22 protein-coding genes and 2 pseudogenes are annotated in these 23,709 nt (G+C 62.9%); 16 read left to right on the top strand and 8 right to left on the bottom strand.

What is annotated here, in order from left to right; all coding sequences use genetic code 11:
* On the bottom strand, positions 1-313 hold a 313-nt coding region (locus tag Q8J98_RS11805), incomplete at its 3' end, for a cyclic nucleotide-binding domain-containing protein (protein ID WP_305294525.1).
* A 384-nt stretch (positions 314-697) separates the two neighbouring features.
* On the opposite strand from Q8J98_RS11805, the gene Q8J98_RS11810 reads away from it, so the two are divergent.
* Positions 698-1,555, top strand: coding sequence for a Crp/Fnr family transcriptional regulator (locus Q8J98_RS11810; RefSeq protein WP_305294526.1), 858 nt, complete (start codon positions 698-700; stop codon positions 1,553-1,555).
* 9 nt (positions 1,556-1,564) lie between these two features.
* Here Q8J98_RS11810 and Q8J98_RS11815 read toward each other — a convergent pair whose 3' ends face one another.
* The gene (locus Q8J98_RS11815) at positions 1,565-3,121 is read right to left on the bottom strand and encodes a bifunctional aminoglycoside phosphotransferase/ATP-binding protein (RefSeq protein WP_305294527.1); all 1,557 of its coding nucleotides are present in this window, start codon (positions 3,119-3,121) and stop codon (positions 1,565-1,567) included.
* 114 nt (positions 3,122-3,235) lie between these two features.
* The gene (locus Q8J98_RS11820; protein WP_305294528.1) at positions 3,236-4,231 is read right to left on the bottom strand and encodes a ribose-phosphate pyrophosphokinase; all 996 of its coding nucleotides are present in this window, start codon (positions 4,229-4,231) and stop codon (positions 3,236-3,238) included.
* 109 nt (positions 4,232-4,340) lie between these two features.
* Here Q8J98_RS11820 and Q8J98_RS11825 point away from each other — a divergent pair, with 109 nt between their 5' ends.
* Positions 4,341-4,766: a DUF2267 domain-containing protein gene (locus tag Q8J98_RS11825; RefSeq protein ID WP_305185190.1), complete on the top strand. Its 426-nt coding sequence runs from the start codon at positions 4,341-4,343 to the stop codon at positions 4,764-4,766.
* Positions 4,767-4,778: 12 nt separating this feature from the next.
* Positions 4,779-5,804 (top strand): hypothetical protein, encoded by a 1,026-nt coding sequence (locus Q8J98_RS11830; protein ID WP_305294529.1) that lies wholly within the window; start codon positions 4,779-4,781, stop codon positions 5,802-5,804.
* Here Q8J98_RS11830 and Q8J98_RS11835 read toward each other — a convergent pair.
* Positions 5,778-6,458 carry a phosphoribosyltransferase gene (locus tag Q8J98_RS11835; protein WP_305294530.1) on the bottom strand — a complete coding sequence of 227 codons (681 nt, stop codon included), beginning with the start codon at positions 6,456-6,458 and terminating at the stop codon, positions 5,778-5,780. The genes Q8J98_RS11830 and Q8J98_RS11835 overlap by 27 nt on opposite strands.
* 57 nt (positions 6,459-6,515) lie before the next feature.
* Positions 6,516-6,968, bottom strand: coding sequence for a host attachment protein (locus tag Q8J98_RS11840; RefSeq protein WP_305294531.1), 453 nt, complete (start codon positions 6,966-6,968; stop codon positions 6,516-6,518).
* A 316-nt stretch (positions 6,969-7,284) separates the two neighbouring features.
* Between Q8J98_RS11840 and Q8J98_RS11845 the strand changes: the two genes are divergently transcribed.
* From Q8J98_RS11845 to Q8J98_RS11900, 12 genes and pseudogenes are all read left to right on the top strand, one after another.
* Positions 7,285-8,538, top strand: coding sequence for an ABC transporter substrate-binding protein (locus Q8J98_RS11845; RefSeq protein ID WP_305294532.1), 1,254 nt, complete (start codon positions 7,285-7,287; stop codon positions 8,536-8,538).
* Positions 8,539-8,673: 135 nt separating this feature from the next.
* A complete protein-coding gene (locus Q8J98_RS11850) occupies positions 8,674-9,489 on the top strand; it encodes a carbohydrate ABC transporter permease (protein ID WP_305294533.1) in 816 nt (271 codons plus the stop codon).
* Positions 9,486-10,379: a carbohydrate ABC transporter permease gene (locus Q8J98_RS11855; protein WP_305294534.1), complete on the top strand. Its 894-nt coding sequence runs from the start codon at positions 9,486-9,488 to the stop codon at positions 10,377-10,379. The genes Q8J98_RS11850 and Q8J98_RS11855 overlap by 4 nt, the downstream gene beginning before the upstream one ends.
* Before the next feature lie 4 nt (positions 10,380-10,383).
* On the top strand, positions 10,384-11,490 hold the full coding sequence (locus Q8J98_RS11860; protein ID WP_305294535.1) for an ABC transporter ATP-binding protein: 1,107 nt from the start codon (positions 10,384-10,386) through the stop codon (positions 11,488-11,490).
* Positions 11,491-12,017: 527 nt separating this feature from the next.
* Complete coding sequence (locus Q8J98_RS11865; protein WP_305294536.1) at positions 12,018-13,055, top strand: UDP-glucuronic acid decarboxylase family protein; 1,038 nt, start codon at positions 12,018-12,020, stop codon at positions 13,053-13,055.
* Positions 13,055-14,050, top strand: coding sequence for a UDP-glucose 4-epimerase GalE (gene galE, locus Q8J98_RS11870; protein WP_305294538.1), 996 nt, complete (start codon positions 13,055-13,057; stop codon positions 14,048-14,050). Before Q8J98_RS11865 ends, galE begins: the two co-directional genes overlap by 1 nt.
* Positions 14,040-15,893: a glycosyltransferase family 2 protein gene (locus Q8J98_RS11875; protein ID WP_305294539.1), complete on the top strand. Its 1,854-nt coding sequence runs from the start codon at positions 14,040-14,042 to the stop codon at positions 15,891-15,893. The genes galE and Q8J98_RS11875 overlap by 11 nt, the downstream gene beginning before the upstream one ends.
* Positions 15,894-15,929: 36 nt before the next feature.
* Complete coding sequence (locus Q8J98_RS11880; protein ID WP_370868085.1) at positions 15,930-16,841, top strand: glycoside hydrolase family 26 protein; 912 nt, start codon at positions 15,930-15,932, stop codon at positions 16,839-16,841.
* 291 nt (positions 16,842-17,132) lie between these two features.
* The gene (locus Q8J98_RS11885; protein WP_305185384.1) at positions 17,133-17,429 is read left to right on the top strand and encodes a hypothetical protein; all 297 of its coding nucleotides are present in this window, start codon (positions 17,133-17,135) and stop codon (positions 17,427-17,429) included.
* Positions 17,430-17,519: 90 nt separating this feature from the next.
* The gene (locus Q8J98_RS11890; protein WP_305294540.1) at positions 17,520-18,605 is read left to right on the top strand and encodes an acyltransferase; all 1,086 of its coding nucleotides are present in this window, start codon (positions 17,520-17,522) and stop codon (positions 18,603-18,605) included.
* Between the two features lie 188 nt (positions 18,606-18,793).
* Positions 18,794-19,636, top strand: coding sequence for a glycosyl hydrolase (locus Q8J98_RS11895; protein WP_370868086.1), 843 nt, complete (start codon positions 18,794-18,796; stop codon positions 19,634-19,636).
* Between the two features lie 12 nt (positions 19,637-19,648).
* Positions 19,649-20,226: pseudogene (locus Q8J98_RS11900) on the top strand (transposase); the annotation flags it as partial.
* A gap of 57 nt (positions 20,227-20,283) precedes the next feature.
* On the opposite strand, the gene Q8J98_RS11905 reads toward Q8J98_RS11900, so the two are convergent.
* Genes Q8J98_RS11905 through Q8J98_RS11915 form a run of 3 tightly spaced genes read right to left on the bottom strand, consistent with a single transcriptional unit; the run spans position 20,284 to position 22,993 of the window.
* Entirely contained in the window at positions 20,284-21,288 is a 1,005-nt protein-coding gene (locus Q8J98_RS11905; protein ID WP_305294541.1) for an NAD-dependent epimerase/dehydratase family protein, read from the bottom strand.
* Positions 21,289-22,593, bottom strand: a complete 1,305-nt coding sequence (locus Q8J98_RS11910; RefSeq protein ID WP_305294542.1) for a UDP-glucose/GDP-mannose dehydrogenase family protein — start codon at positions 22,591-22,593, stop codon at positions 21,289-21,291.
* A gap of 34 nt (positions 22,594-22,627) precedes the next feature.
* Complete coding sequence (locus tag Q8J98_RS11915; RefSeq protein WP_305294544.1) at positions 22,628-22,993, bottom strand: MarR family EPS-associated transcriptional regulator; 366 nt, start codon at positions 22,991-22,993, stop codon at positions 22,628-22,630.
* Between the two features lie 458 nt (positions 22,994-23,451).
* Here Q8J98_RS11915 and Q8J98_RS11920 point away from each other — a divergent pair.
* A pseudogene (locus Q8J98_RS11920) lies at positions 23,452-23,709 on the top strand (UDP-phosphate N-acetylglucosaminyl 1-phosphate transferase); the annotation flags it as partial.

The raw sequence follows: 23,709 nt of genomic DNA on the forward strand, positions 1-23,709 counted from the left end.
CCGAAAAGCCGGAACCCCCGTCAAGAACACGGCCAAACATGTCTGCCTCGGTCAGAAGCCCGATGATATGCGTACGACCGTCAGGCAGGACCTTTTTCATTCCCAAAATACCGTCGAGAACATATCCCAGATACCGGGATCGCTCGCCTACGGCGACTACGGTTTCGCCAGCGAGGACCGTTCTCTGCGATGAGATGGCTGCAATTTCGGCGCGTGCCGTGCGCGTGAAGGTGTCAAAAAACTGCCCGACACGCCTGCCGCCGCCATACCGAAGCACGGCAGGAAGCACCAAGTCTTGGTCAGGCACCGTCATGCTGAAGCAGCCTTTCCATTCGGCCCGGCCGCGCGCGCGGCAAGCGCCGTGCCGTGCCGTGCCGTGGGACCGTGAACACTGCCAGTCTGCGAAACCGGAAAAACCGATACCCCATACCGGGCTTCCACTGGCATGCAGACTTGGGCGGCGTTTGATTTCTGTCAAGGAAACATTGGGGTAATTGGTTTAGCGTTCTTGTGTAACGCTTGATTTTCTGCGCGGTCCGCCAATCTGGGCTGGGCTGTGTTTTGGTCTGGCGCTGAATGTGTGGTGCCGGTTTTGGTATCAGAGGAAAATTGCGTCTGACCGCGCGGCGGAATTCGTAACCCGTTCCAGCTCCCAGAGATCCGAGTGGCTACTGAAATGTCTGGCCCTAAGGACCTTTTGCCCAACCTGAAATGTGCCGATTGCGCGCTGCGAAGGCATGGCTTGTGCGGGCAATTAAGCGCGTTGACGCAGGCCCGATTGGCGCGGATATCCACGCCCCAGACCTATCTGGAAGATCAGAATGTCTGGGACAGCGAACTTGGCTGCGAGCTCGAAGGTGTGCTGATTTCCGGGAGCCTTCGGATTCAAAGCTACCGGGTCGGTGGGCAGCGCCAGATCAGTGGTCTTATGCTTCCCGGCGATTTCGTCAGCGAACCCAGCGGCCAGCGCAACGCCTACCAATTAGAGGCCTCGGCCCCGGCCAAGTTTTGCCGGTTCGAGCGGAACGGTTTCCGACGCCTGCAAGAGGATGCAGCCGATTTGGCGCGGGCGGTCTACACGTTGCGCGTGATCAAGCTGGAGCAGTTGCGCCTGCTCGCCTGGTCGCTGTGCGCGCTTTCAATCGACGAAAGGCTTTGCGCATTTCTGGCGATGGCCTCGCGGTTTATGCCCTATACACCTTTGCCCGGCGGCGGCGGAATCCTGACGGTCGGACTCAAACGGGCGGACATTGCTGACCTTCTGGGCACCTCGCAGGAATCGATCAGCCGGATCACCCACCGCTTGGCTGTGCGCGGTGTCATCAGGATCCACGATCCGCAGCATTTCGAAATCCCTGATCTTTCGAGGCTGGTGCAAATGGGCGGCATGCAAGACAGCTTTGCTAGCCTTCGGTTTGCCCAGTCAGCGTTCGGCCAACCGCCCTGCACTGACCGCGTTCGCGGGGCGTTTGCCGCAATACCAGCGCAAATCGCGCCACCGCCCGCTGGCACCCGGCCCGCGCTTCGCCGGGCCGCGCTTTTTGCGCCGAATTAGCGCAACTGATCAGATGCCGAGCGCCGTGGCGGCGCGAGCGAGCACCGTGGCAAACGGCCCCTCGGCATTGACCCTTTGCCAGTCGTTCTGACCTGGATCAAGCGCGAGTTGTTGGCGCACAATCACGGCATCGGCATCAGAAGCGTCGTCGATGCGCGCCCCCACCCTGCCCAGAAGCGTTTCTCGCCCCGCTTCCAGCCAGAGGCCGGTGAAGGGTACCGCCAGTTCGCGCGCAAGCGAAGCCGCCGCATCGCGTGCGCCCGGGTCAAGAAAGGTCGCGTCAAGCAGTACGCAATGACCCGCTGCAAGAACGCGACGGGCTCGGCTGAACATCCGGCGATAGACCTGCTCGCGGCCCGTCCTGGAATACCAACCCGGCGAAAGATGATCGCGAGGTGCCACCCCGGCCATCGCCTTGCGCTCCAGATCACTGCGCAGATGCACCGCGCCTGGTGCCGCGCCGATCTGGGGTGCAAGCGCGCGGGAAAGCGTCGACTTGCCTGTGCCCGATACCCCCCCGACCGCAATCAAACGCGGTGCTGCGGGGGCAAGCGCGGCCAATGCTTCGGCCAGATATTGCCGCGCATCGTCTTCGGTCAAGCGGCGTGGATTGTGGAAGGCACGGTGGGCCTGAACACCCACCATCGCGCGAATTGCCGCACGCACAGCGATAAATAACGGCAACGCAGCGAGGCCCGCATCCTCTGTGCCCGCCGCCGCCAGCAGGTAGCTGTTCCGCACGATGTTCGCGGCACCCGGCAACGCGCGATGGCGCAGATCCATGATCAGAAAGGCCAGATCGTAAAGCACATCACAGGTGCCGAGGGTCTCGCTGAATTCCAGCGCGTCAAACGGGGTCGGAACGCCGTCAAGCAGCACGAGATTGCGCAGGTGAAGATCGCCATGGCAGCGCCGCACATGTCCCTCGGCGGCGCGCCGGTTCAGCAGCGGTGCGAACGCTGCAAGGTGCGCGCGCGAACCGGCGTGAAATGCAGCGACGGCCTGCGCGCCAAGTTCGGCGTGCATTCCAGCAAAAGCCGCATCGAGTTCGTCGAGGATGTCGCCAATCAGCCGGGCACCATCGGCTTCGCGGCGCGGCGTCTTGCCATGATACGCAAAGATCGCGCTTCCAAGATCGTCGGCCAGCGCGTCGCTGAAGGCTCCCCGCTCGGCAATCACCGAAAGCTCGTCAGCCGCTGGAAAGCGCCACATCCGCAGCGCCCACTCAACGACCGTACCGGTGCCGCCCAGTTCCAGATTGCCATCGGCGCGGCGGGTGACCGCCACCACCTCGCGGTATATGCGCGGTGCGGTGGCGCGGTTCAGCGCAAACTCGCGGCGCAACATGCGCTTGCGCAGACCAAGGGTCGAAAGATCCATGTATTCATAGCGGATCGCGCGCTTGATCTTGATCGCTTGCTCGCCTGCGAGAAAGACATAAGCGCCGTGGGTTTCAACGACCGAAACCGGGGTGCCGCCATAGGTGGTCGGGTCCATCAAGAAGCGCACCACTTCCCGCTGATCGTCGCGCCCGCCATCTGCTTGCAACATGCTTAGCCCGGTCATTGCTGGTGCCGATACGAAGCCCGCGCGGTTCCCGCCGCCCCGCCGTCTCGCACTGCCGTGATCGCGCGCATTTCGGCCCCCTTCCTATCGCAGTGGCTAAAGGCCCAGGCCGCTTCAGAACCCCCCCACAGAGTCGGCGTTGGCAGCTGCTGGCAGGCCATTCGGGCACGGGTGGTGCAGTTGCAAGATGGCTTCTGCAAGCATCGGTGCCACCGAAAGGCGGTGCAAGCGGCCGCCGAGACGCGCCGCCGCCGCCTCGGGGCACGGGGCGGTGTCCGTCACCGTAATGCTGTCGATCGCCGGGTCATCCAGCAGCGCCGCCGCATCTGGCGAAAACAACGGGTGCGCCGCCAGCAGATGCACACGCGCGGCACCATGCGCCCGGCAGGCCAGTGCCGCGCGCAACATGGTGCCGCCGCCCACGATCATGTCATCAACGATCCACACCTCGCGCCCGGAAACATCGCCCGCGAACAAGCTGCCCGATACCGCGCCGCCGCTGCGGCGTTTTTCCATGAAGCCGAAGTCAACCGGTCCTTCGCTCATCTGCACCAGCGTTTCGCGCAGCAGTTCCGCGCGTTTGATGCCGCCGCCATCGGGCGAGACCACGGCGATCGGCGCTTCGCCGCGGCGCGCCAGAATTTCGGCGGCAAACATCCGCCCCGTGTCGAGGTGCAACGTGCGGCAACGAAACGCGTTCTGAAAGGCGGCAAGGTTGTGCACGTCAATCGTCACCACACAATCCGTCTGCACCGCCTCGAACAACGCCGCGACATAACGCGTGGTCACCGGGTCGCCGGGCTTGGTTTGGCGATCCTTGCGGGAATAGGCGAGGTAGGGCGCAATTGCCGTCACACTTGCCGCACCGTTCTCGCGGCAGGCGGCCAAAAAGAACAGCAGTCGGCAAAGCTTGTCATTGGCAGAGGCACCCGGTTCGCCGTTGAGCGTATGCAGCACCCACACGTCCTTGCCGTGCACACAGGTGAGGGGTCGCGCCTTGTGCTCGCCGCCATCAAACTCGCGTTCCTCATGCTTTGCCACGCAAAAGCCCCCAGCCGCCGCAACGGCGCGGCCCAGTGCATCTGATCGGTTGAGGGCGAAGAACAGCATGGTCAAAGCATCACGCTCGCCTTGTGACGCCGCATTGACGGGCGTCAATGCGGCGCGCTGGCTGCGGCCACAATCTTGATCTGAACATCGGCGGAAGCGGAGAGACGGCATGAAAACCATCGAAATTTCCACTCTGGACCACGCGCCGCAAGTGGTGGCCGAATGGCTCAATTCCCTAGGCGAAGATCTCGGATGGCACGACAAGGCGCGCACCTACATGTTGCTGCGCGCCACGCTGCATGCCTTGCGCGATTTTCTGACGGTCAACGAGGCGGTCGATCTTGCCGCCCAGCTTCCTGTGCTGTTGCGCGGGGTCTATTACGAAGGCTGGATACCCGCCAAGACCCCCGCGCGCCCACGCGGCAAAGAGGCGTTTCTGGCGCGGGTCGAGGCACCTTTCGTCAACGTGCCTCTCGAAGAACCAGAAGATTGCGTGGTGGCCGTATTCGACCTTCTGCGGCGGCGGCTTTCGGCGGGGGAGCTTGGTCAGGTCGCGCATGCGTTGCGCAAGCCCCTGCGGGAGCTTTGGGCTTGAGGCGCGAACGAGGTGGCGGAAAATGGTGCCCAGCGTGAAGCCGATGTCAGCCTGTCGCAAAAGCTTGCGTTTCTGGCGCAGGCGCTGCCGGGCGCGCAACGGATTGAAACCCACACCGCCTATGTGTTTGTCGCGGCCGACCGGGTTCTCAAGCTGAAGAAGCCGATCTGCTTTGACTACCTTGATTACCGCAGCCTTGAGGCGCGTGAACATGTGTGCCGTGAAGAGATCCGCCTGAACCGGCAACTGGCGGGCGAGATGTACCTGGGGCTCGTGCCTCTTGTCTGCGATGAGGCAGGCAAGATGGCGCTTGGCATGACGGGCAGGGTGATCGACTGGTTGGTCGAAATGCGGCGGTTGCCGACCGAGCGCTTGCTTGATGCCTGCCTTCGGTCTGGCCAATCGCCTGCACCCGCCGAGATTTCCGCCGTCGCCAATCGCCTGATCGCCTTTTACCGCGACCGGCAGGCAGACCGCCCCAATCCCGGCCTCTATCTGCGTCATTTGCGGTGCGAAAGCGCGGTCAACATTCGCAATCTGACCGAGATGCGCGCATATCTGCGCGGCGGTTACGATGGCACCACTCTTAGCGCGGGTGCCGCGCTCATAGATCGCCACGCAGCCGAAATCCGCGCCCGCGACCGGACCCGGCTGGTGGTCGAGGGGCACGGCGACCTGCGGCCGGAGCATGTCTGCCTGACAACGCCGCCGACGATCTTCGACCGGCTGGAGTTTTCGGTCGAGATGCGGATGATCGACGTTTTCGACGAAGTTAACTACCTGGGGCTGGAATGTGCCCTGCTGGGTGCGCGCTGGATCGGCGCGCAACTGCTGGCGGCGATCACGGCGGCCGGGTTTTCACCCCCCTCGTCCGGCTTGCTGCGCGCCTACGGTGTGTTTCGCTGCCTGACGCGGGCACGGCTGACGATTGACCATCTGCGCGACCCGGTCCCCCGCACACCCGAAAAATGGCCCCTTCAGGCGCGATCCTACCTGACCCGCGCCGCCGAGCTACTTGCCGCCGGGGCCAATGGGTGAAGGCGGCACGGGAACGTCGGTTCTGGTTGCCGCCAGCATTTCGATCACTTCAGCATCGCTTACCTGCGGAAAGCTGGCGTAATAGGCACCCACCGAGCCAAGAAGAAGCTGCGTTTCAACGCAGATGATCGCATCCACTTCGGTGCGCAGGTCGGCAAGGGTTTCGGCTGGCGCAACGGGAACCGCAAGAACGATGCCCGCTGGCGCTGCGCGGCGCAAGGCGCGCAGCGCCGCGCGCACGGTCGCGCCGGTGGCGATGCCATCGTCCACGAGGATCGCTGTCCTGCCCGCCAGCGGAACCGGTGGGCGGCCCGCCAGATACTTCGCCCTGCGTCGCGCCAGTTCGGGGCGCTCGGCATCAGCGAGGTGCCTGATCGCGGCGGCGTCAAGGCCCGTCGCCTCGGCGATCTCGGGATTGACCACCAGTTCCTCGCCATCGGATCCCGCAATGGCGGCCAGAGCAAGTTCTGGCTGACCCGGCGCACCGACCTTGCGCACGAGCATCAGATCAAGCGGCGCGTCGAGCACGCGCGCAATCTCGGCCGCCACCGGTACACCGCCCCGCGGCAGGGCAAGGACCACGACATCCTTCCCGCGGTAGTGCAACAGCCGCTCGGCCAGCATCCTTCCCGCCTCTGCACGATTCCTGAACATTCCTGCCTCCCCTTTGGCACCGACTGCCGCAGATTACAGCCACGGTCACAACAGCAGTCAATTCTCGTGAAGCTGCCCACGGACCGACCGCATCAGATCGGGTTCGGATTCCTGCATGAGATCCCTTGCGACCTCGCTGCTGGTAACCGCCTTCAGCCCTGCCGTCAGGTGCTTGTCCAGGGTGCCAAGAACCTCTTGCGAAGCGAAGATAGCGAGCCGGTCGAAATCGCCCGCCTTGCGGTGGGTTTCAAGCAGCACGACCACTTCTTCGACAAAGGCCGTCGCATCTTCACGCACCGGGTCCGAGGTGCATTGCAGCGCGGGGCACCGCCCCGGGCCCGGCGGGGGCGCGGCGTCGCGTGGCACGCCGGACAGGATACCGCGCAATGCCCGGTGTGGTGCCCGGAGCACCAGTTCGGGCGCACCCTGATGGCCACCCTTACGCACGCCGCGCAATATCCGGGCGCGGGTCGAGTTCATTACCAGCGCCCAGAATGTATCCCTTTTCATGGCATTCCCTGCTGCTGTCACAAATTGAATGGCACGAGCATCACCCGCCGACGATGCAACGGCATTGACCACCATCAACGACCACGTTGAAGGTTGAAATTTGCCCCAAAACGCCTGACCCGCGCGGTCAGAAAACCACGTCGGCGTTGACAACTGTCAATGCGGCAGCAGCAGCGGCGAGTTCTCATCAGACATGATCAGCATGCAGCCCCGTTCGGTCGAGGCTCCGCGCGGCGCGGCTGTGGCTAGGTGTTTGCGGACCGCGCGGGCGGTATCTCTTGCGCGGTCGCGATTCAGCGGAGGAAAGGACACTCAAATGGTTTCGATCATCAAGACCCTGACGACTGCGGCCCTTGCCGGTGGTATCTGCGCTTCGGCCGCCCAGGCGGGCGGCACGGTTGAGGTTCTGCACTGGTGGACCTCGGGCGGCGAGGCCAAGGCCGTCGGTGAACTGAAAAAGGCGTTCGAAAGCCTGAATGGCACCTGGATCGATTCACCGATCGCCGGTGGTGGTGGCGATGCGGCGATGACCGCACTGCGCGCGCGCGTCGTGGCGGGCAACCCGCCGACGGCGGTACAGTTGAAAGGTCCGGGCATTCAGGAATGGGCGCTTGAAGGCGCGCTGAACGATGTCGACGGCGTGGCGACTGCCGAGAACTGGGACAGCGTCTTGCCCCCGGCCTTGGCATCGATCATGAAGTTCGAGGGCAAATACGTTGCCGCGCCGGTCAACATCCACCGGGTAGACTGGATCTGGGCCAACCCCGACGCGCTGAAAAAAGCCGGTGTCGAAGCAATGCCGACCACCTGGGCCGAATTCAACGCCGCGGCGGAAAAATTGCGCGCCGCCGGTATCATCCCGCTGGCGCATGGTGGCCAGCCCTGGCAGGATGCGACGCTGTTCGAAGATGTGGTGCTGGGGGTCGGCGGGGCCGACTTTTACCGCAAGGCTCTGGTAGAGCTGGACCAGGCGGCGCTGACCAGCGACACGATGGTGGCGGCTTTCGACCAATTGCGAATGCTGCGCGGCTTCGTCGACCCGAACTTTTCTGGGCGCGACTGGAACCTTGCTACTGCCATGGTCAGCCGCGGCGAGGCCGGTTTCCAGATCATGGGGGACTGGGCCAAGGGCGAGTTTCTGGCCGCAGGGCTGGTGCCGGGCGTGGACATCCTCTGTGCACCGACGCCGGGCGGCGGGTTCGTGCTGAACTCCGACAGCTTCACCTTCTTCAAGGTCTCGGGTGCGGACAATCTGGCCGGTCAACAGACGCTGGCCAGCCTGATCATGTCACCGGATTTCCAGAGCGTGTTCAACCTTGCCAAGGGTTCGATCCCGGCGCGCACCGACGTTTCGCTTGACGCTTTTGATGCCTGCGCCAAGCTCTCTCACGACGATCTGGTGGCGGCGATTGCCAATAATGCGCTGGTTCCCTCGATGGCGCATGAAATGGCGGTGCCACGGTCCGTGCGCGGTGAGATCATGGATCTGGTGACAGCGTTCTTCAACTCGGGCATGAGTTCGCAAGACGCCGCAAAGCAGCTCGCCGCAGCAGTCGCGCGGGCGCAATAGACTTCTAGCGTGCAGGGGGCGAAGAAGCCCCCTGCCCCAGCAAGGGTCATGGCAGTGACTGGCTCCCCCCCGCGAATCCGTTGGCGCAGCTTCGACCGGTGGTTGCCGCAAATTGTCGTTTCGCCGTTGTTCGCGATGAGCCTTTTCTTCGTGTACGGCTTCATCGGCTGGACCCTTTACATCTCGTTCACACGGTCGGGGGTGATGCCTGACTACCGGCTCGACGGGATCGGGCAATATGTGCGGCTCTGGTCAACCCCGCGCTGGCACGTCGCGCTGCGCAATCTGGTGACGTTCTCGGTGCTGTTCATCAGCCTCTGTCTGGCGATCGGCATTTTACTCGCAATCCTTCTCGATCAGCGCATCCGCATCGAAGGCGCGATCCGCACGATTTACCTTTACCCTATGGCGCTGTCGTTCATCGTCACCGGCACGGTCTGGAAATGGCTGCTGAACCCTGGCCTCGGGTTGGAGCGGGTGATGCGGCAGGCCGGGTTCGAAAGCTTCAGCTTTGACTGGCTGGTGAACTCGAATTACGCGATCTACACCGTCGTCATCGCCGGGGTCTGGCAGTCTTCGGGCTACGCGATGGCACTGTTTCTGGCCGGTCTGCGGTCGGTTGACGACCAGGTGCTGAAAGCCGCGGCAATTGACGGGGCGGGGCCGCTTCGCACCTATTTCAGCATCGTGCTGCCGATGATGCGCCCCGTGTTCATGTCCACCGTCATCATCCTGGGTCACCTTGCGATCAAAAGCTTTGATCTGGTCATGGCGCTGACCGGCGGCGGCCCCGGCTATGCAACCGACATGCCCGCTACCTTCATGTACGCTTTCGCTTTCCAGCGCAGCGAGCTTGGCGTGGCGGCGGCAAGTGCTGTGATGATGCTGGTCACCGTGGTCGCAATCATCGTGCCGTATCTCTATTCCGAACTGAGGGGCGCGCGCCGATGATCAGGCAATCGCAAGGCGGCATCGTGCGGGCGCAGGGTATTGGGCAAAGGCTGAAGCGCGGGTTTCTGTTTCTCGTGCTGGCGCTCTTTTGCGTCTATTACCTTGCCCCACTTGTGGTGATGGTCTCGACCTCGCTGAAATCGCTGGAGGAAATCCGCCAAGGCACGCTGATCAGCCTGCCGCAATCCATCAACTTCGAGGCATGGGCCAAAGCGTGGACCTCGGCATGCGTCGGCGTGCGCTGTGACGGGTTGGCACCCTATGTCTGGAACTCGGTGCTGATGGCGGTTCCTGCGGTGGCAATTTCGACCTTTCTCGGTGCACTCAACGGTTTCGCGCTGACCAAGTGGCGGTTTCGCGGGGCCGACGTGATCTTTGCGCTGATGCTGTTTGGTGCCTTCATTCCGTTTCAGGTGGTGCTGTTGCCAATGGCGCGCACACTTGGCGTGCTGGGGCTGGCAGGCACGGTACCGGGGCTGATCCTGGTGCACACCGTTTATGGTCTGGCTTTCACCACGCTGTTCTTCCGCAACTTCTTCATCGGCGTTTCTGATGGCATCGTGCGCGCCGCGCAGGTCGATGGCGCGAGCTTCTTTGGCATCTTCTTCCGCATTATCCTGCCGATGTCGTTGCCCGCGATCGTGGTCACGCTGATCTGGCAGTTCACCCAGATCTGGAACGATTTTCTGTTCGGCATCGCCTTTACTGTGGGCGAAAGCAACCCGGTGACGGTGGCGCTGAACAACGTCGTCAACACCTCGACCGGCGTCAAGGAATACAACGTCGACATGGCCGCCGCGATCATCGCCGCGCTGCCGACGCTTGCCGTCTATGTGCTGGCCGGTTCCTATTTCGTGCGCGGCCTGTCGGCGGGCGCGGTGAAGGGATAACACGATGTCGGACATTCGCCTTGACGCCATCTGGAAGAAATTCGGTGCGACCGAGGTGATCAAGGGCATCGATCTGACCATCGACCCCGGCGAGTTCGTGGTGCTGGTCGGCCCCTCCGGCTGCGGAAAATCGACCCTGCTGAACCTGATTTCGGGGCTTGAGACGCTGAGTTCCGGCAACATCTTCATCGGTGGGCGCAGGGTCAACGATGTTCCGCCACGCGACCGCGACATTGCCATGGTGTTCCAGTCCTATGCGCTTTACCCGACCAAGTCGGTGCGTGACAACATCACCTTCGGCATGTCGGTGCGCCACATCCCGAGGCAAGTGCAGGATGCCGCCGTCGCCGAATTTGCCGGTCTGTTGCACATTGAAGACTACCTCGAGCGCAAACCCGCCCAGCTTTCCGGCGGCCAGCAGCAGCGGGTGGCAATGGGGCGCGCGCTGGTGCGCAAGCCCGAGGTGTTTCTGTTCGACGAGCCGCTTTCGAACCTCGACGCCAAGCTGCGCATCGAGATGCGAACCGAAATCAAGAAGCTGCATCAGCGGCTTGGCAAGACCGTGGTTTATGTCACCCATGACCAGATCGAAGCAATGACCTTGGCCACCCGCATCGCGGTGATGGAAGCTGGCCACATCCGCCAATTTGCCGACCCGTTCACGGTCTACGACGATCCGGTCGATCTGTTCGTGGCCGGATTCATGGGTTCGCCGCCGATGAACATGATTGAGGGCAAGCTGCGGCAGGATGGTGGCAGCTTTGTCGAATGCGGCGCACCGGACGCATTGCTGCGGTTTCCGTTACCCGATGCCATGGCGCGGCGCGTGGCGGGGCGCGACGGGCTGAAGGTGATCCTTGGGCTGCGGCCCGAAACGATTTTCGCCGCTGGTTCGGAACTGCCCGGGCCCGACCGGTTCTGTTTCGAACTTCCGGTGGCGGTGGTAGAGCCGACCGGCCCCGACACGATGATCGTGTTCGAAATCGGTGGCCGCGACCTGATTGCCCGGGTACGGCCGCAAGACGCGAGGCCGCAGGGAACGCGCTTCCGGTTCGAGGTCGAAATGCGCAAGGCCAAGCTTTTCGATGCCACTACGGGCTTGCGTCTGTAAGGCAGGGGTGCCCGCTGCGATGTCTCAGGAGGTTTTAGCGGAACAACGGTTGGACCGTGCTTGCCAAACTCCTGCCGAAAGTCCCGTAGGATGAATGACCCGCATCTTGATGCCCGCCTCGCCGTTTGCAATAGAGAGCAGATTGTGGCGCGGGTCCTGCCAGGGCTGCCTGCCGCTAAAACGGCGGCGCCGCGCTGTCTTGTTGCTTTGCGCGGGGGTTTTTGAGTGGTTTGGCGTGGTTGCGGTCTTGCCCAGTTCGGTGTTCGGGCTGGCGCAAAAAATTTTCACATCATAGTGAAAACACTATGGGTAGTGTCGTCGCATGATTCGTTCGCAAGTCAACTTGTCTGAAATGGTAGGTGCGGCAAATATTTTTAACTACTTGAAAACCTTGATTTCCTTTATAAGTAAACAGTTAGGGTAGCGGTTTCCGATAGGTGGGCTGTGCGGGAATCTGGGTTGCTGCTCGCCCCTGTTTTCGCTGAGTCTTTCGGAGTTTCGTTTGCCCTGGAACTGGGGGGCGGATTATGGCTGGTGAAATACTTGCATTCGATCAGAATTGCAGCGCCGAATATGCTCTGCGCGGCAAGTACGAGAGATCTGTATTGGTGGCAGGGGGGGCCGGGTTTCTGGGCTCGCATATTTCCGCCCGGCTCATTGCCGCCGGGCGGCGGGTGATTTGCCTCGATAACCTGATGACCGGCAGTTTGCGCAATGTGCGCGACCTGGCCGAAAGCCCGAACTTCTGTTTCCGGCTGCATGATGTGATCGACCCGATCGTGATCGAAGAACCGATCAGCGAGATTTACAACCTCGCTTGCCCGGCCTCGCCCGAAAAGTACCAGCGCGACCCGCTGCATACTTTTCAGACCTCGGTGCGGGGTGCAGAGAATCTGCTGATGCTGGCCCAGGCCAAGGGCGCGCGCATCCTGCAAGCCTCGACCTCAGAGGTTTACGGCGACCCCGAGACTTCGCCGCAGCAGGAAAGCTACCGCGGTGCGGTCAATACCTTTGGTCCGCGTGCCTGCTATGATGAAGGCAAGCGTGCCGCCGAAACGCTGTTTTACGAATACAGCGTGCATCGCGGGCTGGAAGTTCGGGTAGCGCGGATATTCAATACCTACGGGCCGAAGATGGCGCATGATGACGGGCGCGTGGTTTCCAACTTCATCGTGCAGGCGCTGATGGGGCGGCCGATCACCGTTTACGGTGATGGCTCGCAGTCCCGATCGTTCTGCTATGTCGATGACCTTGTGGATGGGCTGATGGCGCTGATGGCAAGCCCGCCCGATTGCCGCGGACCGATGAACCTTGGCAACCCTGTCGAGTTCACCGTGCTGGAACTGGCGCAAAAGGTACTGGCCAAGACCGGCTCGCACTCACCGATCGTGTTCCGCGCGCTTCCCACCGACGATCCGCGCCAACGCCGCCCCGATATCACCCGCGCGCGCGAGCGTATTGGGTTCAACCCGAAGGTCGCGCTTGATCAGGGGCTCGATACCACCATCGCCTATTTCGCCGGCACCATCGAGGCGGACGAAGCGCCGGTTCAACGGGTGTCCTGATGGGTAAAGGCGCGCGCGTACTGGTAACCGGCGGTGCCGGGTTCATCGGTTCGCACGCCTGCAAGGCGCTGGCGCGGGCCGGGCACCTGCCGGTGGCTTACGACACGCTTGAAATCGGCCATGCCGATGCGGTGCGCTGGGGGCCGCTGGTGGTGGCCGATGTGCGGGATGGCACCACGCTGCGCGCCACGCTGGCCGAACACCGGATCGATGCGGTGATGCACTTTGCAGCTTATGCTTATGTCGGTGAATCGGTACTCGAGCCTGCGAAATACTGGGGCAACAACGTGGGCTGCATGATTTCGCTGCTTGATGCCTGCCGCAGCGCCGGTGTGAGTCGCGTGGTGTTTTCCTCCAGTTGCGCCACCTACGGCCTTCCGGACCGCCTGCCGATCACCGAAGATGCGCCGCAACGTCCGATCAACCCTTATGGCCGCACCAAGCTGGCGTGCGAAGAAATGCTGCGCGATCATGCTGCGGCCTACGGCCTGCACTACGCGGCGTTGCGCTATTTCAATGCCGCCGGTGCCGACCCCGAGGGCGAAATTGGCGAGCGGCACGACCCTGAGACGCATCTGATCCCGCTGGCGCTTTTGGCGGCTTCGGGGCGCGCGGGGCCGCTGGCGATTCTGGGCACCGATTACGACACGCCCGACGGCACCTGCATCCGCGATTACATCCATGTCGCCGATCTGGCGCGGGCGCATGTGCTTGCGCTGGGGCATCTGCTGGCGGGTGGCGGGAACCTTGCCGTCAACCTTGGCAGCGGTCTGGGCCATTCGGTGCGCGAGGTGGTGGCGGCGGTGGAACGGGTGACCGGGCACAAGGTGCCGGTGCGCGAGGTGCCGCGCCGCGTCGGCGACCCGCCGGTGCTGACCGCCGACCCGGCGCGGGCCGCCGAAGTGCTCGGTTTTCGCACCACACATTCAGACCTCCACCGCATCCTGCAGGACGCAGCGCCCTGGTTCGGGCTGGAGGTGCGGCATGCGCGATAGGCGCGACACCGCCACCCGCGCACCACCCACCGAGCAAAGCCCCGCGTCGCATCCATTTCTGCACCCATTTCTGCGCCCTGCTCTGCTCGGGGTGAAGCGCTGGCGTTATTGGGCGGTCATTGCGCTCTGGCTCGGGGCGGCGGTGTTTTTCTGGCAATGGTGGTTGAACCCGGCGAACGTCCTCAATCCGTTCAGCTTTGCGGCGGTCACGCTGCCGCTGGTTTGGGTCTATTCGATGCAGCTTTACTTCGTGGTGGTTTTCTTGCGCGCGCGCGTTTCCAACGCGCCTGCACCGGAGCCCGGCCAGTATCGCGTTGCAATGATCGTGACCAAGACTCCGTCGGAACCATTCGAGCTGCTGCAACGCACGCTGAAAGCCATGCTGGCCCAAGACTACCCGCACGACACCTGGCTTGCCGATGAAAGCCCAAGCCCTGACTCCCTGGTCTGGTGCGCGGCACATGGGGTCAGGGTCGTGTCGCGCAAAGGGGTAATGGACTACCACAGGCCGGTCTGGCCACGCCGCACTCGCTGCAAGGAAGGCAACCTTGCCTATTTCTATGACCTTTTCGGTTATGACGACTATGACATTGTCAGCCAACTTGACGCCGACCATGTGCCGCAACCGGGCTATCTGCGCGAAATCCTGCGACCCTTCGCCGACCCCGGCGTGGGCTATGTGAGCGCGCCCTCGATCTGTAATGCGAATGCCGCCGAAAGCTGGGCGGCGCGCACCCGACTGCACGTCGAGGCGGCGTTTCACGGCGTCATGCAGGCCGGCTATACCGGCGCGCTCGCACCGATGTGCATCGGCTCGCATTACGCGGTGCGCACCGCCGCCCTGAAGGAAATCGGCGGGCTCGGGCCGGAGCTGGCCGAGGATCATTCCACTTCGATGCTGATGAATGCGGGCGGCTGGCGCGGCGTGCATGCGATCGACGCCATCGCCTTTGGCGACGGCCCGGCGACGCTGACTGACCTGGTGACACAGGAATTCCAATGGTCGCGCAGCCTTTTGACGCTGCTCCTGTCGCATACCTCGCACTATGTCGGGCATCTGTCGGCGCGGTTGCAGTTTCTGTTCGTGTTCTGCCAGCTCTGGTATCCGTTGTTCGCGCTGACCACGGCGCTGATGTATTTCATGCCGATCGGGGCGGTGGTGTTCGACATGCGCTTTGCCGATGTCACCTACCCCGCCTTTGTTGGGCATTCGCTGCCCAGCGTGGTGGTGCTGACCTTTTTCGCCTTCATGCTCAAATGGGACCGGATGATGCGCCCGGTCGATGCGAGCATCATCGGTTGGGAAAAGGCATTGTTCATGGCCCTGCAATGGCCTTGGGTGCTGTGGGGCTGCATCATGGCGTTGCGTGATCGCCTGACCGGCCGCTTTGTCGATTTTCGCATCACGCCCAAGGGCACCAACGTGGCGCGGCGGCTGCCGGGCCGGGTCTTGGGGGTCTATGTGGCGCTGGCGCTGGGCTGCCTGCTGCCGGTGCTGCTGGTCGATGGCGTGCAGGAAGCGCGCGGCTTCTACTTGTTACTGACCTTCAACGCCATCATCTATACAGCAATAGTCGGGGTGATCGTCGTGCACCATCGCATTGAAAGTGGCACAGGCTGGCGCGATCAGGCGCGCGACACGGTTACGCAATTCGGGTTCGCGACCGCGCTGGTGGTCTTGGCGGTAGTGGCGCTGGGAATGCGGGCCACCGAAAGCGTCCATGCCTTGGCCTTCGGGCTGGAGCCGCTGCGCATCACGCGGGCCGAATATGCCGTATCGGGGGCGGGCAGCAGTGCCGCCGGACCCGCCATCCGCTTTCGTTTCGATTTAGGTTGGAACTGAACGCCCTTCGCGGGGCCAGAATGAGGAGCGACTGACATGAAACCAAAACTGAACGCTCTCGAAGGCTTGGGCCGCAAGGCTGGGTTTATGGCGCTCGCCGTTGCCGGGGCGATGCTGGCGGCACCTGCACTGGCCGCCCCGCCGGGCACGGTGCCGTTTGGGGCTTATGACCCCGAAGGCAGCTTTGCCAATGACCCGGTGCCGATCATCGAGCATGTCTTTTTGCCGTGGGAAGACGTGTTTCTGCCTTCACTGACCGACGCCGACGCCTACGCGCTGGCCCGTAACCGCGCCTTGTTGATCACGCTCGAGCCCTGGACCTGGTCGCGCGATGAGCGCAACACCCCGGAATATCTGCGTGAAGGCATCGCCAACGGCATTTATGATGTGAACATGCGCACCATCTGCGGCGTACTCGATACGCTGCAAAGCCCGGTGACCCTGCGCTGGGGCCACGAGATGGACGACGACAACGGCCAGTTCATCTGGGCCGGTTGGGAGCCTGCCGACTATATCGCAGCCTATCGGCGGATGATCGACATCTGCCGCGCCGAGGCACCGAACATCACCGTGATGTGGTCGCCTTTGGGCGACGAGGGAATGGAACTTTACTACCCCGGCGATGACTATGTTGACCTTGTCGGGCTTTCTGTCTTCGGTCTGCAAGCCTGGGATCAGGCGAAGTATGGCGGCGACCGCAGTTTCAACGACATCCTGACCCCGCGCTACAATCGCGCTGCGGCTTACGGCAAACCAATTGTGGTGGCTGAACTCGGCTATGTCGGCAAGGCGGCCTATGTCGATGCCTGGGAAAGCGCGGTCCGCGTGGCCTATCCCGAATACCCGGACCTCGTCGGCGTGGTCTATTTCAACTTCCCGGAAGTCTATGCTTGGCCCGAAGGTTTCGGGCGGCCCGACTGGCGGGTGGGCAACCGCGTGCTTCCGTAAGCTTATGAGACCTTTCTGCGACACTCTGCCGCACCTCGCGTACCATAGGCGAAAAAGCGCCAACCCGTCGCACAGCAGGTAAGCGATTCAATGCAAAGGTTTTTTGGGGGCGCTGCGGTGCCCCCATAGTTTTGCCCCGTTCTGGCCCGCGTTTTGGCGCGATTGACGCGTAAACCTTGTGGCGAGTAAGGAGTGCGTCAATACCAGAAGGCTTTTCACGATACGCCCGTGGCCGCTGATCCGACCGCCCGCCGTGCACTGTCTTTCGGTCAAAACGAGGGACGAGCAGCAATGACCATCAATCTGCGCGCGGCGCTGGCCGCTAAAGCAATCACCGTATCTGCGGCGCTCATGCTGGCTACGGCCGGTTTCGCCGCGGCGCTGACCGAAACCGCCGCACCGGTGGCAAAGACCGCGCCGCGCGGCGCGATTGTCGCCTTCGACTGGCGGGCTGGCAAGTCGGGCAGCCGCAAGACCTCGGTGGTGCCGGTTTCAGCCAGAGTCAGTTCGGGCCTGAGCCTCGGCGGCGGGTCATACGTTTGCTCGCCCGCAGGCTTCGGGCGGCAATCGAGCTGCTTCTCGCGCTAAGGTTGCATTTGCCACAAAACCACGGTTTTCCCGTGACTTGAACGGTGCATGCGCTATCCTTGCCGCAGCCTGGCGGGAAGGAATCTCGGGATGACCGACACCCCCCTTATCGGCCGTCGCGTGCAGATAGACGGGCTGCGCGCACTGGCCATGATCGGCGTGCTTTATGTGCATTTCTGGAACAAGAGTCCGACCACCGAACACGTGCGGGTATCACTGTTCTTTGTGGTGTCCGGTTTCATCATCTCCCAGATATTGATGACCGCCAGAGACCGCGGCGGGCGCATTCATATTCTCAATTTCTATGCCCGCCGCGCGCTGCGGCTGTTTCCGGCGCTGTTCGTGCTGGTGGCTCTGGGCGTGATCTTCGACATGGACGGTTTTCGCGGGCTGGCGATGTGGCCGATTCTGCAGGCGTCGAACATCTATTTCGCGATTTCCGGGTCTTTCAAACCTTGGATCACCTCGCATCTGTGGAGCCTCAACGCGCTCGAACAGTTCTACCTGCTCTGGCCGATTGTCATCTTGCTGCTGCCGCTCCGGCGCATCTATGTGCTGGTGCTTTTCATCTTTACCGCGATGATCCTGGTGCGCGTCAATGGCGAACAATTCGGCCTGAGCGGTTGGTGGCGCAACATGGTTTTCGTTTCGGATCCGATCGCGATGGGCGCGTTTACCTGTCTGCTGATGCGGGTTCGGGCCGTAGCGCTGGTTCTGATATCTCGCTCTGCGATCATCGCCGCCCTTTTGGTGCTGGCGGCTCCGTTCTATCTATGGGAAGGTTTTGGTAACTCGCAATCTTACCGCGTCATGATCCAGCCAGCACTTGCGGTTTTGGTTGCAGGCGCTTTTGTCGGCTACGGTGGTCTTGCAGGCTGGCTTCTGGGCAACAAGGCAACGTTGTTCGTCAGCAAGATCAGTTATGCTGTCTATATTTACCATCTGATGATCTGGTGGCTTGTCGGCCAGTATTTCCCCGCAATCTGGGCCCCGGGTCCGACAACATTCGCGATACTCTCGGCGCTTACGCTGTTGGCGGCTACCATATCGTGGTACGCGCTGGAACAACCGATCTCGCGGTTGAAACGCTATTTTCCAACCGCGACATTCGATAAACCCGCGGGCGCAACTACCCCGCCCGGCGGAACCTCCCAGACCCGTATCGCCGCCGAATAGCGGCCGCCCGCGGCCCGCATCGGCGGATTATCGCCACAACTGCTTGTGGCAAATAACCGGCATTTGCACTGCTTGTGGTATTTGCTGTAAGCGCAGTGCAGGTTGCGCCTGGGCCGAAAACGGCCACACCAAAGACATGGATTCTCCATTTTCTGCGGCTATGAAACAGGCTGGCCTGCGAGGGACAGATGTTCAGAAAGCTTGCCTTTGCGATGGTGTTCGCGATGATTGCCACCACTGCCGTAGCGCAGAAGGCGGGCATCGGTGCCTGGGAAAACCCGCGCTACACGATGCTTGAATGGATCGAACGCGCCCCCGCGCTCGGCTGGTACTACAACTGGCGCACCGACCAGATCTGGCACGCGGGCGGGCAATCGCGGTCGGTCGAGTTTGTGCCGATGATCCACGGTGCCGACGACATCGGCAAAGCCATACAGTCCGATACCCGGGTGCGCGTGCTGCTGGGCTTCAACGAACCCGATGGGCCGGGCAGCCACCAGGCGGGCCTGAGCCCGGAAGAAGCCGCTGCGCTTTGGCCGCAGATCGAGGCGCGCGGCCTGCGCCTTGGCAGCCCCGCCACAACCCAAGGCGGCACGCTGGGGCGCGGAAGCTGGCAGCGCCGCTTCATGGATCTGGCCGAGACGAAGGGGCTACGCGTCGATTTCATGGCGGTGCATTACTATTCGCGCACGGGCGATGTGGCTGCCTTCAAGGCGTGGCTGGAAGCGGTTCACGCTGAATACGGCCGCCCGATCTGGGTGACCGAGTTTGCCCATATCGACTGGAACCGACCCAGCAGTGCCAGCTATGCTGCCAACGCGGCCTTTGCCGAAGGCGCGATTGCGATGATGGAGGGGCTGCCCTTTGTCGAACGCCACGCGTGGTTCTCCGCCAACCCCTATCCGTGGCAGGGCATCACGCCCGCGGTCAACCTGATGGACAACGAATTGCGCCTGACGCAGGTGGGCGAGGCATTCGATCGCGCGCTGCGCCGCGCCGGGTCGCTGCGGGTGGCCTCCATCGGGCAATAGCGGCGGCGGTGTATTCACACATGCCTGACGATCAAGGTCCTGTTCAAGCTGCCGCTCAGGCAGACGGTCGGGATGGTGGCCAGCCTGCTGAAGATGGCCGATCTGGACTGGACGGTGCCGGAACATACGACCCGGTGCCGCAGGCAGAAGTCCCTGGCGGTCCATATCCCGGAAGGCGAAGAGATCGGCACGGTGACCGCCGATGGCGCCTATGACACCCGCCGCTGCCAAACCGCCATCATCGACCGTCATGCCACCGCGCTCATCCCGATCCGCAAGAACCGGCGGCCGTGGAAAGAAGACTGCCCGGCGGCGATCGCAAGAAACGAAACCCTGCGCGCTACCTGGCTCTACGGCAGAGCGCCTGGGAAACGCTGGACCGGCTACCAAGCCCGAAGCCGGATCGAGGCAACGATGCCCTCGCAGGTTCGCTCGAACCAGCGGCGCTGAACCTGCTCGACCTCAAGGCGTTCCAAGACCGCATCGCTGCGAGACACCCCGACCGCCAGACCGCTGAAATCCAGATCCGTGTCGCCCGCATCACCCGCTTCAAAGCACTCGGCACCGCCGAGATTATCCGCGTCGCCTGAGCTCAATGGGGAAAGAGGATTGCGGCAAAATCCCCAACCGCCCGATAACGTTTACCCCTAGCGCGCCGCCGCATTCCCCCGCCACCACTCCACAAACCTTGCCACGCCCTCGCGCATATCGGTTTGCGGCTTGTACCCCGTCAGTCGCGCCAACAGCGAGCAATCGGCCCATGTCGCGGGCACGTCGCCTGCCTGCATCGGCATCAGGTTGCGGGTGGCTTTGCGACCGGTGGCAGCCTCGATGGCCTCGATGAAATCGGTCAGCCGCACTTTCTCGGAATTGCCGATATTGACCACCCGCCAGGGTGCCACGGGCGAGAGGCTGTCGCCTGCAACGGCGGTTTCCGGCCCGCCCGGCACCGCGTCGATCAGCAGCCGGATGGCGCGCACGAGGTCGTCGACATAGGTGAAATCGCGCCACATGTCGCCGTGGTTGTAAACGTCGATCGGGCGGCCCGCCAATATCGCCTCGGTGAACTTGAAAAGCGCCATGTCGGGGCGGCCCCAGGGGCCGTAGACGGTGAAGAAGCGAAACATCGTGGTGGGCAGGCGGTGCAGGTGGGCATAGGCGTGGCCCATCGCCTCGGTCGCCTTCTTGGTCGCGGCGTAGAACGACATCTGGGTGTCGGCCTTGTCGGTCTCGGCGTAGGGCATGGCCTCGTTGCCGCCGTAAACCGAACTGGTCGAGGCCATCAGCAGATGCCCCACCTTCAGCCGCCGCGCCGCTTCCATCACGTTGAAGCTGCCGATCACGTTGGCGTCGAGATAGGCGCGCGGGTTTTCAAGGCTGTAGCGCACCCCGGCCTGTGCGGCCAGATGCACGATCACCTCGGGGGCGAAGGCATCGGCCACCCGGTCGAACGTGGCTTGGTCCTCCAGCATCGCCTCGGTGGCGGAAAAATTGGGGTTTTGCAGCAGCATCGCGTGGCGTTTTCGCTTCAAGGCCACGTCGTAGTACTCGGTCATGCCGTCGTAGCCCTGCACAAGGTGGCCCTCGGCCAGCAAGAGCTTCGCCAGATGGTAGCCGATGAAGCCCGCGGTGCCGGTGACGAGAACCCGCATCTACCGCCCGATGCTCACATAGGCCTCAAAGCCCGCCTTCTTGGCGTCTTTGGCCGAATAGATGTTGCGCAGGTCGGCCATGCGGGGGCTGGCCATCTTTTTCGCCAGCTTGCCCAGATCGAGCCCGCGAAACTCGTTCCACTCGGTCAAGATCACCAGGCAATCGGCCTTTTGCGCGGCCTTGTAGGCGTCATCCATCCAGTGCACGCCGGGCAACAGCGCCTCACCCTCGGCACGGCCCTGCGGATCAACCAGGCGCACCTTGGCCCCACCGCCGATCAGAGCGGGCACGATGGTCAGGCTTGGCGCATCGCGCATGTCATCGGTATTGGGCTTGAAGGTCACGCCCAGCACCGCAACCACCTTGCCGTTCACCGAGCCGCCGCAAAGATCGAGGATCTTGTCGATCATCCGCCGCTTGATCTCGTCATTCACCTTGATCACGGTTTCGGTAATCTGCATCGGGCAGGCATTGTCCTGCCCCATCCGTGCCAGCGCCTGCGTGTCTTTCGGGAAGCACGAGCCGCCATAGCCCGGCCCCGCGTGCAGGAACTTGTTGCCGATGCGACCATCAAGCCCCATGCCGCGCGCCACTTCCTTCACATCGGCACCGACCCGCTCGCAGAGCTGCGCGATCTCGTTGATGAAGGTGATCTTGGTGGCCAGAAAGGCGTTGGCCGCGTATTTGATCATCTCGGCGGTTTCGAGATCGGTGTAAAGCACCGGAAATTCGCGCAGGAACAGGGGGCGATAGATCTCGCCCATCACCTCGCGCGCGCGCTCGGAGGTGGTGCCCACCACCACCCGGTCGGGGCGCATGAAATCGTCGATCGCGGCACCCTCGCGCAGAAACTCGGGGTTCGAGGCAACGTCGAATTCGGCACCGGGGCGGGATTTGCGAATGCTGCGGGCCACCGCCCGGTTGGTGCCCACGGGTACCGTCGATTTCGTCACCACCACCGCGTAACCGGTCAGCGCCGTTGCAATCTCTTCGGCCGCGGCCATCACATAGGTCAGGTCGGCATGGCCATCACCGCGCCGGGTCGGGGTGCCGACCGCGATGAACACCGCATCCGCCCCCGCTACCGCCGCGCCAAGATCGAGCGTGAAGGAAAGCCGCCCGGCAGCGACGTTCTTGGCCATCAGATCCTCAAGCCCCGGCTCGTAGATCGGCACCTTGCCCTCGGTCAGCAGCTCGATCTTGCGCGGGTCCTTGTCCACGCAGACCACGTCATGGCCGAAATCGGAGAAACACACCCCCGAAACGAGGCCCACATAGCCGGTGCCGATCATTGCAATCTTCATGGTCTAGCCGCCCGTTCCTGTCCTGAAATCCGTTTCATTCCGCCGGTTCCGCACTGCCATCGGCAGCCCCTGCCTCCGCCCGCACCGCCTCGATCTCGGCCTTGAGCGCCTCGTATTCCGCCATCTTGCGGCGCAGGAAGCGCCCGGTCAGCGCGGTCTTTTCCGCCAATCCCTGCGGGGTCAGCACATAGGCGTAGCGCAGCTTGTTGTTCGAGGCGCGGAAGTTGCGGATCTTGATCATGCCCTTTTCGGCCAGCGCCTGCAGGCAATAGTTGACGCCGCCGAAGCTCACGCCAAGTGCAGCCGAAATCGCGCGCTGGCTCATCTCGGGGTTCTCCTGCAAGAGCCGCAGCACCCGAAAGCGCAGGTCTTCGCGGCTGGCGGGGTTCGAGGGGGTCATCGTGGCAAATCCAGTGCCGCACGCGCGCAGGCTACCGCACGCAAACCACCAAAACCGGCACATCCGACCAGCGCACATATATTCGTACTCTCGATCATCACTGATCAGTTAACCTTTTGGACAGGTCCGCGCAAGCCCCGCTGTGGCCTCGTGGCGGAAAGCCGCGTTGCTGTGGCCATGTTTGCGCGAGGGGGCGCAGCCGACAACATCGCAGTGCAATCGGCGCATAGCAAGCTGACCCCGCGGGTCGGCGGCATCGGCGTGGTCGCTGCCATTGTTGCGGCCTTCCGTTTTGTGCCTTCCGAGGCGCTCGGCCCAGGCTTCAGGCTGCTGGCGCTCTCGCTCCTGCCGATTTTTCTGGCCTGTCTGGCCGAAGATCTCGGCTATGGCGTGTCGGCGCGCGGCAGATTGATTGCCGCCGCAGCCGCTCGGGCCGCCCGCGCGGCCAGCCCGGCCAGATGCATTTTCATCAACTGGCAATGCGCGGCATCGAAATCGGCCTCGTCGGGCCCGGTCACAGGCATGTCGCCAATGTGCTGACCACCACCATGCTGCTGCCATTGATCGGCATGCCGATCCTGACCGGGGTCTGGCTCTGGAACAATTCTGCTGCGGCGATGGCTGCCGTGGCGATCTACGGCATCGCCTTTGTCGCCGCATACTGGATCGGGCATTATTACTTCCGCCGCCGCGCGCGCGGCCAGCGCAAGCCTCGC

Origin of the sequence: Phaeovulum sp., from assembly GCF_030684035.1 — a bacterium.
Lineage (GTDB): Bacteria > Pseudomonadota > Alphaproteobacteria > Rhodobacterales > Rhodobacteraceae > UBA6213.